This window comes from Glaciimonas sp. GNP009 (assembly GCF_054343755.1).
Map to the genome: position 1 here is coordinate 5299060 of NZ_JBTGUV010000004.1, position 13225 is coordinate 5312284.

The window sequence follows — 13225 nt, forward strand, 5'->3', positions numbered from 1 at the left end:
TAACATATTTGGAATACTGACCAATCATAACGACGCACACTCCGCGTCGCCAATTCCGCGCTTAAATTATCACGTCTAAACCGTCGGTGTTAGCCGCGTAATACCGCCCATGTATGGATGTAATACGGCTGGTATTTCAACGCTTCCATCGGCTTGCTGAAAATTTTCCAGCACTGCTACCAGTGTTCGTCCGACCGCTAAACCTGAACCGTTGAGCGTGTGCAGCAGCTCGGTTTTGCCTTGGGCATTGCGGAAACGTGCTTGCATGCGACGTGCCTGGAATGCTTCCATATTGGAGACTGACGAAATCTCGCGGTAGGTATTTTGTGCTGGCAACCATACTTCGAGATCATAGGTTTTGGCCGCACCGAAGCCCATGTCGCCGGTACAGAGCGAGACGACGCGGTATGGCAAGCCGAGTTTTTGTAGAATCACTTCGGCATGACCGACCATCTCTTCGAGTGCTTCGTAAGATTTTTCAGGGTGCACAATCTGTACCATTTCCACCTTGTCAAACTGGTGTTGGCGGATCATTCCACGCGTGTCACGTCCGTAGCTTCCAGCTTCTGAGCGGAAACATGGTGAGTGCGCAGTCATTTTGAGTGGTAGCTTTTCACCGGCAATGATTTCGTCGCGTACCAAGTTGGTCAAAGGTACTTCGGCAGTTGGAATCAGATAGAGCGCTGCGCTATCCGCGCCCTGCTCACCTTCTTGTCCACCCTTTTTGACGGCAAACAAATCCTCTTCGAATTTCGGCAACTGACCAGTGCCGCGCAATGAATCCGCATTGACGATGTACGGCGTATAGCATTCAGTGTAGCCATGCTCTGCGGTGTGCGTATCGAGCATGAACTGCGCCAACGCGCGATGCAAACGCGCGATGCCGCCCTTCATCACAGAAAAGCGTGATCCGGTGAGTTTGGCGGCAACATCAAAATCCAGACCGACGCCAGCGCCCACGTCGACGTGGTCGCGCACTTCAAAATCAAACACCGGCAACGTGCCTGATTTGCGGACTTCAATATTACCCGACTCATCAATACCGCTAGGCACAGATTCATGCGGTAAATTGGGGATGACTTCCAAAAATTTGCTGAACTGGTCTTGCACCTGATCGAGGCGAGTCGCGGAAGTTTTTAGTTCTTCGCCGATACCGTTCACCGCTTCCAGGACGGCCGTTGCATCTTCCCCTTTGCTTTTGAGCATGCCGATTTGCTTTGACAGCGTATTGCGCTGGCTTTGCAGCTCTTCAGTGCGGGTCTGAATTTGCTTGCGCTCTGCTTCCAACGAATTGAAGGCGTCGACGTCAAGCTGATATTTGCGCGCAGCTAAACGGCTGGCGACGGTGGCGATGTCTTTGCGGAGAAGTTGGATGTCGATCATGGAATGTGCGGACCTATAGTTAAGTCACCAATAAATAAGCTGCCATTGTACCAAGGTCAACGGAATTTCGATAATTGTCGAAACGGGTAATTGGGGAATCACTTATCGACTTTTTGGGTAAAACTTAGTGAGTCCATGCGTAATTTGCTGGATAAGTTGATCAATATGTTGCTAAATCTAATTAAGGACGAAACAACTGCTCAATAGAGAGACTGAATTGGTGATTCTGGCAAGTTGTAAAAAATCTGCTAAACCGCCAAAACCCAACAAATTGCGCTTTAACTATGCGTCCGGTATGAGTGTGCTCATCACACCGAACGACTTTTTGAAACCCAAGATGACGCCAGCAATGACGATTAGTTAATTTCTGCAACCCGATGGCATGCGACCAGACGACCTTCAAATTCAGCCAGTTCAGGTACTTCTTGCCGACACCGTTCAATTGCGTGCGGGCAACGATTATTGAAACTACAACCTGGCGGCGGCGCAAGTGGCGATGGCAATTCGCCCGGCAACATCAATTTTTCTTGACGCTGATTGGGATCAAGCCGTGGCGTGCTGGCGAGCAATGCTTTGGTGTAAGGATGTAATGGTCGACTAAAGATATCTTTTTTGTCGCCATGCTCAACCGCTTTACCCAAATACATCACCAAAACTTCATCAGCAATATGTTCTACCACCGATAGATTATGCGAGATAAACAGGTACGCGACACCACTTGCATCCTGCAAATCCATGAGCAAATTCAGCACTTGCGCCTGGATCGACACGTCTAGCGCCGATACCGGTTCGTCGGCAACGATCACTTTTGGATCGAGCATTAAAGCGCGGGCAATTGCCACGCGTTGGCGCTGACCACCGGAGAACATGTGCGGAAAGCGGTTGTAATGTTCTGGACGTAGTCCGACCTTGGCCATCATCGCCTGGGCTTTTTCTGCACGCTGCGATTTGCTGAAGTTTGTATTGATGATCAGCGGCTCTTCAAGCATGCTGCTGACCTTCTTACGCGGATTAAGGCTGGCGTAGGGGTTCTGAAATACCATTTGGACCAAGGGACGCACGCGCTTGAGAGTCGCACGATCAGCGTCGGCGATGTTGGCCCCGTCCATCCATAATTCGCCACCGGTCGGCGGTTCAATCATGGTGATCTGCCTTGCAAGTGTCGATTTTCCACACCCGGATTCGCCGACCACGGCCAGCGTCTTACCAGGAATGAGTGTGAACGAGACACCGTCAAGTGCTTTGGCGGTCGCTTTAGGCTTTAGCCAGCCTTGAGAAACGTTGTAATGTTTGCGGAGATTTTTGGCTTCCAACAAAATAGTGGGTTGGGTGATCGTTGGCGTAGTGCTCGTCATGGTGCCGTCCTGCTGGCTGTATTACTTTCTGGATTACTTACTGACTTATTGGCGGTCATATTATTCACTAATACTTGCGACTGAACCGGCGGTGTCCAGCCATTGGTCGGCTGACCGGTACTATCGAGCGGAAAATGGCAGCGCACCTGCAATTCGGCTGCGCCCTTGAGAAGCGGACGCTCCTCAATACAGCGCGCGACGGCATAACGGCAGCGTGGACTCAACAGACAACCGGTCGGCCGATCGTAAAGACCGGGGACGACGCCAGGAATAGTCTGCAAGCGATCACGACCGATATTGTGTTCGGGCAGCGCGGCGAGTAGTGCTTGCGTATAAGGATGTTGCGGCGCCTGAAAAATCGTTGGAACCAATCCAGTTTCCAGCACTTGTCCGGCGTACATCACAACAACACGTTGCGCAGTTTGTGCCACCACGCTGAGATCATGGGTGATCAACATTAAAGCCATGCCACGATCACGCTGCAACTGAAGCAACAATTCCAACATTTGTGCCTGAACGGTGACGTCCAACGCGGTGGTCGGCTCATCGGCAATCAATAGGCGCGGATTACAAGCAATGGCAATCGCGACCATGACACGCTGACTCATACCACCGGATAGTTGATGCGGATAGGCGTCAAGGCGGCGTTCAGGATCAGGAATATCAACCTGCTTGAGCAACGCTAATGCGCGTTCACGCAGTTCTTTTTGCGAGCCGCCTTGATGCACGCGTAACGTTTCGATCAGTTGATAGGCGACGGTAAAGGATGGATTCAGGCTTGTCATCGGGTCCTGAAAAATCATTGCGATGTCTTTGCCTAACAGCTTCCGGCGCTCCTTTTGCGCCATCTTCAACAGATCACGGCCATCAAAAGCCATCTGCTCGGCATTTACACGCCCTGGATAATCGATCAGGCCCATCAATGCTAACGAAGTGACACTTTTGCCGGAACCGGACTCGCCGACGATACCGACGACTTCGCCGGCTTCAATCGTCAGATCAAGCCCATCGACGGCGGTGAATGGTGAACTGGTTGATCCGAACTGAACACTAAGATTTTTAATTTCTAGCAATGCCATGGCTACTCGCTTTGTTTGGTTTGTCATCAACGCTTCAATTTTGGATCGAGCGCATCGCGCAACCCGTCACCCATCAAATTGAACGCAAGCACCGAGACCAGAATGGCTAATCCGGGGAAGGTCACAACCCACCATGCGCTTTGAATAAACTCCAGCGCACTAGCAAGCATCGATCCCCATTCCGGGGTCGGTGGTTGCGCACCGAGCCCGAGAAAGCCCAGTGCCGCAGCATCAAGAATAGCCGTAGAAAATCCTAAAGTAGCTTGTACGATGAGTGGCGCAGCACAATTCGGCAACACGCAATTGAACATGATGCGCGCGGTTCCTGCACCAGCAATACGCGATGCGCTGACATAATCTTTAGATAGTTCACCAATGACAGCGGCCCGCGTTTGGCGCGCATAGTGCGGCAACATGACGATCGCGATCGCATACATGGCGTTCATCAATCCGGGCCCAAGAATGGCGACCACCGCGACCGCCAGCAGCAAACTGGGTAACGCGAGCATGATGTCCATCAAACGCATAATCGCCACTTCGACTACACCACGGAAGTAACCCGCCATCAGGCCGAGAACAATGCCGAGCACCAATGACAATGAGACCGAGACCAGTCCAATCACCAACGACAAACGCGCACCGTGAATCAAACGCGACAACATATCGCGGCCTACCGGATCGGTGCCGAGCAAAAACTTGGCAGACCCACCGGCTTGCCACACAGGCGGTACCAAAGTCGCGTCACGAAATTGTTCGATGGGAGAATGCGGTGCGATCACGTCGGCAAACAGGGCCGCCAGTATGATAATGAACACAACAGCCAAGCCGATGACTGCGCCGCGATTTTGGCTGAAGTAACCCCAAAATTCTCGCAACGCATGAGGAGGCGCGGTGATTGTCTCTTTTTTTGGCGCTTGCGCCGGAAGAGTGATCGAATTAGTGGTCGTCTCGTTCATGAGTTGTGCCGTATACGAGGGTTGATCACGCCGTACAACAGGTCGACGACCAGATTGACGATGATAATAATGGTAGCGGAAAGCAAAATCCCGCCTTGGACTACCGGATAATCACGACGCTGAATAGCGCCGACCAGCCACTTACCAATACCTGGCCAAGAGAAAATAGTCTCCGTCAAAATGGCACCGGCCAGCAGCGTTCCGACTTGCAGGCCAATCACGGTCACAACCGGAATCAATGCGTTTCGCAACGCATGAATGCCAATCACGCGCCAAGGTGACAACCCTTTTGCGCGTGCGGTGCGAACATAATCCTCACGCAAAACTTCCAGCATCGCTGAGCGCGTCATACGCGCAATCACTGCAAGCGGAATAGTACCGAGAGCAATCGTCGGCAATATCAGATGCGACACCGCTGATTTAAACGCACCGGGATCACCCGCCAACAAACTATCGATCAGCATGAATCCGGTCACCTGCGGAATATCGAACAACAGATCGATCCGCCCAGAAACCGGCGTCCAGCCTAACGTGACAGAAAACAGCAAAATTAATAGTAACGCCCACCAAAATACGGGCATTGAATAACCGGTGAGCGACGCGCCCATGACGGAGTAATCAAGCACGGTATTGCGTTTGACTGCGGCAAGAATGCCAGCCGGAACGCCAATCACAAGGGCTAACAACATCGCGCAAGTGGAGAGTTCCAGCGTTGCAGGAAATAAGGTCAAAAATTCGGTGAGTACAGATTCATGTGTCGTGACCGATATGCCGAGATTGCCATGAAACACCTGTCCCAGATAAGAAAAATATTGCACATACAATGGCTGATCGAGACCGAACTCTTTCATCATCTGTGCGTATCGAACGGGGTCCATCCCACGCTCACCCGATATCGCTTCGACGACGTTACCGGGGATCATGTGAATCAATAAAAACACAAGCAGCGTGATGCCAAGAAAGGTCGGAATGACCAAACCTGCGCGCCGCAAGAGAAATCCAAACATAGGAAATACCTATTCAATAAAAAGACAACCGCTTAAAAGTGCGTTAAGACTTGTGGGTTTATGCCACCTTTTTCTGGCCTATGCAGCCTCTTTGGCCTAAGTGCCCTATTGTGACCACCCAGAAAAATATGTAAAGAAATACTAACCGGTTAAAAACAGATTGGAAACAATAAAAGAATCAGACAATGAATAAAAAAAGGTAGGCTCAATCTTGTCTGGTTCGGGCGCGGATCAACACGTAGACGTTTTTTGTGAAACGACCAAATGGAAATCCGCGCACATTGACGCTACAGTTTTTTTAAATCGCTTTAAATCGTTTTAATCGCTTTAATGGTCTTACTTGACGATATCAACTTTATCAAAAAAGAAACTATATGGCGTTGCCGGAATCTTAAAACCAACAACATTCTTGCGAACGGGTACAAATCCAACCGAGTGAGCGATGTCGATCCAAGGTGCCTCTTCGTGCGCAATCACCTGGGCTTTTTCATATAAAGTAGCACGATCGCTCTGCTTTGAAACCAGCTTGGCCTTTTGAATCAACGCATCAAAATCTTTATCGCACCAGCGTGACGCGTTGCCGCCACCTTTGACGCCATCGCAACTCAACAAATTGCCGAAGAAGTTATCCGGATCGCCGTTATCACCCGACCAGCCAAACATCATCGATTGTTGATCGCCCTGCTTGCTGCGCTTTAGATATTCGCCCCATTCATAAGTCGTCAGTTTGACTTTGACGCCGATTTTTGCCCAATCTGCCTGGATCAATTCACCGATACGTTTGCCATCCGGATTATAAGGACGCTGGACCGGCAAATACCACATCTCGATTTCTGCACCATTTGGATAGCCTGCCTTTGTCAGCAGCTCTTTAGCTTTTTTCAAATCGTACGGGTAATCTTTAACCTTGTCGTTGTAAGACCACAGGGTTGGCGGAATCGGATTTTTTGCTACCTGACCAGCACCTTGGTAGACCGTTTTAAGGATTGTTTCCTTGTCGATTGCCATGCTCAAGGCTTGCCGCACGAGCTTGTTATCGAAAGGTTTTTTCTCAACATTAAAAGCAATATAACCAATGTTCATGCCTGGTTTTGAAATCAGATTGATATTTTTATCTGCTTTCATTGAAGCCAAATCTGCCGGTTTTGGGTAAGACATTACCTGACATTCATTGGCCTTCAGCTTGGCATAACGTACCGATGCATCAGGCGTGATCGCATAAATCAGATTGTCAATTTTTGGACGTCCGCCCCAATAAGAATCGAAGGCTTTGTAGCGAATAACGGCATCTTTTTGATATGACACAAATTCAAATGGTCCGGTCCCAATCGGCTCGCGATCAAGAATTTCACGGGTACCGGCTTTTTGCAATTGCGCAGCATATTCTTCTGAATAGATTGAGGCGAAATACATGACCAGATCGGCGAGGAATGGCGATTCAGGATGCTTGAGTTTGAAGCGGACGGTGCTGTCATCAACCTTTTCAACTTTGTCGATGATGTTGTTGAGGCCCATGTCGAGGTAATAACCAAAAGTCTGACCGCGCTCCAATGTGTGAAATGGATTTGCAGGATTGCCCATGCGATCAAAAGTGAACACGACGTCGTCAGCATTGAAGTCGCGCGTTGGTTTAAATTTAGCGCTGCTGTGAAACTTCACGCCTTTACGTAGTTTAAAGGTGTAAATAGTACCGTCATCCGAGATGGTCCAGGACTCTGCCAATGCTGGTTTAATGGTGGTCGTTCCCATTTCAAATTCAACCAGGCGATTAAACATGGGGCTAGCAGAAGCGTCAAAAGTGGTGCCGGTGGTATACAACTGCGGACTAAAACCTTCTGGGCTAGCTTCAGAGCAAAAGACCAGTGTTTTTTTGGCTTGCGCTGAAGCCAATCCCGCACAAACGCTTAGCACAGCGACTAAGCCGAGTTTGGCAACAAATTTTCCATTTTTCATTATTCATCTCTTCCAAGGTTAATAGTGCAATGTCGTAACATTGACAGGATGCTGCTCGACAAATAACAGGTGTTCAACGCCTATTGTTTTTTATTTACATCGCCATCATGGCTTCCACTTCTTCGCAAGTTTTAGGAATTGCCGGGCCCAATACACGCGAACCAGTTGGCGTCACCAAAACATTATCTTCAATTCGGATACCACCAAAATCCATGTATTCGACAAAACGATCATAATTAATCAGATCAGCATAACGTCCGTCAAGGCCTTCTGCCCTCCACTGTTTGATGAGCTCTGGAATAAAATATATCCCAGGTTCAACCGTGACGACCATGCCAGCGACCAACGGTTTTGCCATACGCAAATTGCGCATGCCAAACAACTCGCTGCGGATCACACTGGCATCGTAACCGACTGCCGTCTCACCCAGCCCTTCCATATCGTGTACGTCCAATCCGATTTGATGACCAAGGCCATGCGGGAAGCAAATCGCATAAGCGCCAGAATCCACGATTTGATGCGGATCACCTTTAAAAAATCCAAGTGTCGACAAACCCGTGACGATCTCCGTTGCCGCTAATTTGTGAAGCGCAAGATACGGCACACCGGGTCTGATCGCTTTGATGGCACTTACCTGAGCGGACAAAACGATCTCATAGACGGCCCGCTGACGTGGGCTAAACTTTCCGCCTACGGGGATAGTTCGGGTGATATCCGAGGCGTAACCCAATGCGCTGGAGACACCTGAGTCGTTCACGACTAAATCACCTGCCGCTAGTTTTTGCGCATGATCGCGACTGTGCAGTATCTCGCCATGTCGCGTAAAAATAACGGGATAAGCGCCGAGCAAATCAACTCCGCGCATGATGCCTTCGATCGTGCCGACCACCTGATATTCAAATATGCCCGGCTTGGATTGCTGCATCGCGGCGATGTGCATTTCTTTGGTAATGACTAATGCACGCTCCATTTCGGCAATTTCTTCTTCTTCTTTTATTTCGCGCAAACCAATAATCGCAGCGATCAGACTTGATGATACACCGGCACAAATCTGGTCAGGCGTAAGGTCGAGCAGACGCGACATCATCAACGTGGACTCGCCGCGATACGGCGGCAAATAATGAATGGTTTGCCCCTTGCTGCGTGCCTCGGCAACCATGGCATGCAGCGCATTGGCTGGTCTTACGGCCTTAATAGCGTCGGTGGCGTTGCTGAAGATAATGCCGACGGTGGCGGCGAGCGCGACCAACGAAGGCTGCTGGCCTGTCCACACGACTTCTTCGATATCGGGGTCATCACCGAACAAAAAGTCCACGCCGGAATCGATATCAATCACGCCGACCAGATCAGGCTGATCCAATCCAAAAAAATAAGAGAACGAAGAGTCCTGCCGAAACGCGTAATGATTATGCGGATAATTCATGGACGCATTGGCATTTCCCGGCAGCAAAAGCAAACCAGACGAAAATTGTTGCCGTAACTTTTGTCGCCGCGTAGCGTATTGGGTACTTTCGAACATGCTCATCCTTGATTTTTTTAAATAATGCCACCGGTAACGGAGCAAAATCTATACCTGGCTAAGAAAATTCTGTGCCTTTGAGAAACCTTTCGTGATTTCCCTGTTTTTCTTCTACGACATTGTCGCTTTCGTCATCAAAGAGTTGTGCGGTGCCAACCCATAACAATTCAGCTTGCTTACTTTTGTGCATGAGCGCCTCGATAGTGTGCGGAATGTTGCCGTCGAAGTGAAGGCTGTCTCCGGCGCACAGCACAAAATGCTGCAACCCAACCGTATATTCCACCTGACCGCTCAGCACAAAAACCATCTCATCGCCTTCGTGCGAGACCATTTCTGACTTGTATCCTGAAGGCATGGTGAACTTGACCGAATGCACGCGACTGCCGGGAAAAACAGTCGATAGCCGCTCATACTTTACCGGCCCACTAGCAACTCTGTAGGTCTGCCGTCGATCTTGATAGGAGTCCGGCTGTATTTGTTCTGGCTGCTTAATCAGGTCGCCAATCAGTACGCCGAGCGCTTTTGCGATAACAACTAATGAGGTGATTGATGGTGTGGTCAGGTTACGCTCAACCTGCGAGATAAAGCCTGCAGTCAAACCGGTCTCGACCGCGATTTGCATGAGTGTTTTTTTCACCGCATGACGCCGCGTTCGAATGGTCTTTCCTAATTGTGGCATTGTCATGGAGGTCCCCGCTGATTTATCTTTTCATTGTTAGCGCGTATTTTTTTGGTATTTGCTCGTCGGCAAAGTGAAAGAAATTATAGCTATACTACAATTTCAGTCAAGCGCAAATTGTAGTCAGACTATAATTTTTACTTCTTAGCATGGATGAAAAACGACTATTCGTACACTATTAAGCAGATTTTTCGGATGATGTTTCCTGATACCGGCGACTTCCTGATACCGATCAGCTGGCAAAGTAAAGAGTGAAGCGGTAAAAGAAGAGTTTGTGGCTTCGTGTCACAATAGAGGAGTCACTTTTACCCAACGCACCCTCAATAACCGCCTATCACTCTTCCCGCGCCTTCTTGTCAAGATCGCGTAGCCACGTCAGTTTGTCACCAATTTTTGCCTCCATGCCCCGCGGAACCGGTGCATACCAACCTGGCTCTGGCATATCGTCGGGCAAGTACGTCTCGCCCGCTGCGTAAGCGTGAGGTTCATCATGCGCATAGCGGTAAGCATGACCGTAGCCGAGTTCTTTCATCAGTTTTGTTGGCGCGTTACGCAAATGGACTGGGACTTCTCGTGATTTATCTTGCTTCACGAATGCCATTGCCTGATTGAATGCGTTGTAACCGGCGTTGCTTTTGGCTGCAATTGCTAGATAAATAACCGCCTGACCGAGCGCTAACTCCCCTTCCGGCGAGCCTAATCGCTCATAGGTATTGGCGGCATCGTTTGCAATCTGGATCGCCCGGGGATCGGCTAAACCAATGTCTTCCCATGCCATTCGAACGATACGACGCGAAAGATATTTAGCATCCGCCCCGCCATCCAGCATGCGACATAACCAATACAACGCAGCATCCGGATTCGAACCGCGAACCGATTTGTGCAATGCGGATATCTGATCATAAAAATTGTCCCCGCCTTTGTCGAACCTGCGGGCGTTGAGAGTAAGTGCGTTTTGAATGAACTCTGCCGTGATTCTATTAGTCTGTGCTGCACTCGACGCAGTATTAGTCTGCTCCAGCAAATTGAGTAACCGACGCGCATCACCATCGGCATATCCGACCAAGGTATTGATCGCGGCTTCATCGAAAAGCAGATGCGGCAAAACAGAGGTTTGCGCTCTGGCTAACAACTGCTTAAGCTCCTCGTCCGTGAGCGACTTCAGTACATAGACTTGTGCCCGTGATAGCAGTGCCGAATTGACTTCGAAAGACGGATTCTCTGTCGTGGCACCAATGAGTGTCACAAGTCCAGATTCTGCATAGGGCAATAGTGCGTCTTGTTGCGACTTATTGAATCGATGTATCTCATCGACAAACAGAATGGTATGTTTGCCCATTGCTAGATTTTGCTCTGCCCTTTCCATCGCAGCGCGAATGTCTTTCACGCCGGAGAAAACCGCGGACAGCGCGATGAATTCACAGGCAAAAGCATTCGCAGTCAGACGGGCCAATGTCGTTTTACCGACTCCTGGCGGCCCCCATAAAATCATGGAATGCGGTTTGCCCGAGTCAAAGGCCAGACGCAGCGGCTTCCCTGGGCCGAGCAAATGGCTTTGCCCAATCACGTCATCGAGTTTGGCTGGACGAAGGGCTTCGGCTAGCGGGGGCGTGGGCTCGACCTTAAAGAGATCAGACATGGGAGAAAATACTCTGCAAAAAAGATAGACTTGTTAAAAATGTTGACCGGTAAATACATACTGCGCCTCAGTCTAACGCATGCTGCGCAAATTGCAGTGATGATGCAATCTGATGCTGAAATGCTGCTGCTGCTGTAATAATGCTGCTGAAATACGCTGATTTCACACTACTTATGTGACATTGCATATCTAACTCCGGCACCGTAATACGCATGTTGGAAAGACTGCCGATACCAGTCCCGCTAACGATTCATCTAAGCGTTCGTTATCAGGATGGGAGCTAAAAGTTTTCAAAACCTGTCAAGGACAGACAGAAAAGGGATGATTGTGAGAAAATCCGGCTGGAACCAAATAGTAACTGGCGAATGAGTAGCAACTCAGCAATGAATAACCGCCCAATAACTACCCATAACCGCCGACCGCCGCACGCTTGCGTACATCGTCTACATTCAATAAAAACACGCCAATTCTTTACTATGCCCTTCGTCGTCACTGATTCCTGCATCCTCTGCAAATACACAACCTGCGTCGACGTTTGTCCGATGAACTGTTTCCGGGAAGGTCCGCAATTTCTTGTAATTGCGCCCGACGAATGCATCGATTGCTCGTTGTGCGTGTCAGAATGCCCAGTGGGAGCGATTTACTCCGACAGCGATTTGCCAGCGCATCAACGCCACTTCACAAAGCTTAATGCAGAACTGGCGGCGCACGCCGACTGGAAGCGCATCACGCGGTCAAAAGCCCCGCTACCAGATCATGACGCGTGGCGCACTGCATCCAAAAAATTAGATTTATTGGATGACAATTTACTTGCGCCCCGCAAGGAAACTACAATCAAATAAAACAGCGAGGTCTGCGCTCCTCACTGTCGCATCATGATGCTGACATAGAAGCGCGCCGAAATTAATCAGCGCCTCCTCGCGCCACATTAATTATTAAAAACGTCAGCACCTTTTGGCACGACAAACTTAAAGCCGCCGCTAGGTGGCGCTGGATTTTTAACGAAATTCTTGAACGACAACATCGAAGTCTGCCCAAACGAATCTCTCAATTCCATCGCCTCAGGCAAACCATTCCGTAAGCCAACGCCGATGTGATCGAACGTTGTATCCTTGGCTTTTGGCGTCACTTCCAGCCATTCCAAACCATCCTTAGGCGTCCCCTCTTTGAGGGTAAAATTCTTTTCCAAATCGTTGCTGCCAAACAGGATCGCTGCCGGCGACGAGCCTAGCGCATTGCCAAGTTTTTTGGTCGTTACCTGATTCAAATCTTTGTCATAAATGAATAGTTTGTCGCCATCCGCTTGCAACACTTGCTCGTATGGCTTGGTATAGGTCCAAATAAATTTACCAGGACGCGCAAAAATAAAAGTGCCAGAAGAGGTCGTCGACACCTTTGGTTTATTTGTCCCGCTATCGGTTGTCACCAAACGTTGCGTGAACTCGCCCTTGGCAGATTGCGTACTGCTAACAAAGGACTTAAATTGTTCGAGCGCAGTTGCACTTGCCATGCCCGGCAGCAAAGCCGCGGACAGGGCTAGTATGCACATGACTTTGCGTACCTTGCACGGCGCTCCAAACCCACTACTTGCCGATTCTTTTGATTTATTCATCACAATGTTGTTACCTTCGATTGCTTGCCGGTTTTGAATCACA

The 13225-nt window shown here is 49.5% G+C and carries 11 protein-coding genes; 1 reads left to right on the plus strand and 10 read right to left on the minus strand.

Annotated features, from left to right (window positions below; genetic code table 11):
- Positions 1–75: 75 nt before the first annotated feature.
- The 9 genes from serS to ACXX82_RS24360 all read right to left on the minus strand — a co-directional run bounded on the left by serS (position 76) and on the right by ACXX82_RS24360 (position 11570).
- Positions 76–1383 (minus strand): serine--tRNA ligase, encoded by a 1308-nt coding sequence (serS, locus tag ACXX82_RS24320; RefSeq protein ID WP_322239130.1) that lies wholly within the window; start codon positions 1381–1383, stop codon positions 76–78.
- A 356-nt stretch (positions 1384–1739) separates the two neighbouring features.
- Complete coding sequence (locus ACXX82_RS24325; protein ID WP_322239132.1) at positions 1740–2738, minus strand: peptide ABC transporter ATP-binding protein; 999 nt, start codon at positions 2736–2738, stop codon at positions 1740–1742.
- A complete protein-coding gene (locus ACXX82_RS24330; RefSeq protein ID WP_458564054.1) occupies positions 2735–3817 on the minus strand; it encodes an oligopeptide/dipeptide ABC transporter ATP-binding protein in 1083 nt (360 codons plus the stop codon). The genes ACXX82_RS24325 and ACXX82_RS24330 overlap by 4 nt, the downstream gene beginning before the upstream one ends.
- 26 nt (positions 3818–3843) lie before the next feature.
- Positions 3844–4773 (minus strand): ABC transporter permease subunit, encoded by a 930-nt coding sequence (locus ACXX82_RS24335; RefSeq protein WP_322239134.1) that lies wholly within the window; start codon positions 4771–4773, stop codon positions 3844–3846.
- Positions 4770–5780 carry an ABC transporter permease subunit gene (locus ACXX82_RS24340; RefSeq protein WP_322239136.1) on the minus strand — a complete coding sequence of 337 codons (1011 nt, stop codon included), beginning with the start codon at positions 5778–5780 and terminating at the stop codon, positions 4770–4772. The genes ACXX82_RS24335 and ACXX82_RS24340 overlap by 4 nt, the downstream gene beginning before the upstream one ends.
- Positions 5781–6116: 336 nt before the next feature.
- Entirely contained in the window at positions 6117–7733 is a 1617-nt protein-coding gene (locus ACXX82_RS24345) for an ABC transporter substrate-binding protein (protein WP_323507527.1), read from the minus strand.
- A gap of 94 nt (positions 7734–7827) precedes the next feature.
- Positions 7828–9252 (minus strand): aminopeptidase P family protein, encoded by a 1425-nt coding sequence (locus ACXX82_RS24350; RefSeq protein WP_458563914.1) that lies wholly within the window; start codon positions 9250–9252, stop codon positions 7828–7830.
- Positions 9253–9310: 58 nt separating this feature from the next.
- Positions 9311–9937, minus strand: coding sequence for a helix-turn-helix domain-containing protein (locus ACXX82_RS24355; protein ID WP_322239142.1), 627 nt, complete (start codon positions 9935–9937; stop codon positions 9311–9313).
- A gap of 328 nt (positions 9938–10265) precedes the next feature.
- Positions 10266–11570, minus strand: coding sequence for a replication-associated recombination protein A (locus ACXX82_RS24360; RefSeq protein WP_322239144.1), 1305 nt, complete (start codon positions 11568–11570; stop codon positions 10266–10268).
- A 476-nt stretch (positions 11571–12046) separates the two neighbouring features.
- On the opposite strand from ACXX82_RS24360, the gene fdxA reads away from it, so the two are divergent.
- Entirely contained in the window at positions 12047–12412 is a 366-nt protein-coding gene (fdxA, locus tag ACXX82_RS24365) for a ferredoxin FdxA (protein WP_322239146.1), read from the plus strand.
- Between the two features lie 86 nt (positions 12413–12498).
- Here fdxA and lolA read toward each other — a convergent pair whose 3' ends face one another.
- Entirely contained in the window at positions 12499–13119 is a 621-nt protein-coding gene (gene lolA, locus ACXX82_RS24370) for an outer membrane lipoprotein chaperone LolA (RefSeq protein ID WP_322240693.1), read from the minus strand.
- Between the last annotated feature and the right edge of the window lie 106 nt (positions 13120–13225).

Excerpts from the sequence above, each read along its gene's own strand:
- serS (WP_322239130.1), bottom strand. The coding sequence starts at position 1,383 with ATGATCGACATCCAACTTCTCCGCAAAGACATCGCCACCGTCGCCAGC.
- ACXX82_RS24325 (WP_322239132.1), bottom strand. The coding sequence starts at position 2,738 with ATGACGAGCACTACGCCAACGATCACCCAACCCACTATTTTGTTGGAA.
- ACXX82_RS24330 (WP_458564054.1), bottom strand. The coding sequence starts at position 3,817 with ATGGCATTGCTAGAAATTAAAAATCTTAGTGTTCAGTTCGGATCAACC.
- ACXX82_RS24335 (WP_322239134.1), bottom strand. The coding sequence starts at position 4,773 with ATGAACGAGACGACCACTAATTCGATCACTCTTCCGGCGCAAGCGCCA.
- ACXX82_RS24340 (WP_322239136.1), bottom strand. The coding sequence starts at position 5,780 with ATGTTTGGATTTCTCTTGCGGCGCGCAGGTTTGGTCATTCCGACCTTT.
- ACXX82_RS24345 (WP_323507527.1), bottom strand. The coding sequence starts at position 7,733 with ATGAAAAATGGAAAATTTGTTGCCAAACTCGGCTTAGTCGCTGTGCTA.
- ACXX82_RS24350 (WP_458563914.1), bottom strand. The coding sequence starts at position 9,252 with ATGTTCGAAAGTACCCAATACGCTACGCGGCGACAAAAGTTACGGCAA.
- ACXX82_RS24355 (WP_322239142.1), bottom strand. The coding sequence starts at position 9,937 with ATGACAATGCCACAATTAGGAAAGACCATTCGAACGCGGCGTCATGCG.
- ACXX82_RS24360 (WP_322239144.1), bottom strand. The coding sequence starts at position 11,570 with ATGTCTGATCTCTTTAAGGTCGAGCCCACGCCCCCGCTAGCCGAAGCC.
- fdxA (WP_322239146.1), top strand. The coding sequence starts at position 12,047 with ATGCCCTTCGTCGTCACTGATTCCTGCATCCTCTGCAAATACACAACC.
- lolA (WP_322240693.1), bottom strand. The coding sequence starts at position 13,119 with ATGTGCATACTAGCCCTGTCCGCGGCTTTGCTGCCGGGCATGGCAAGT.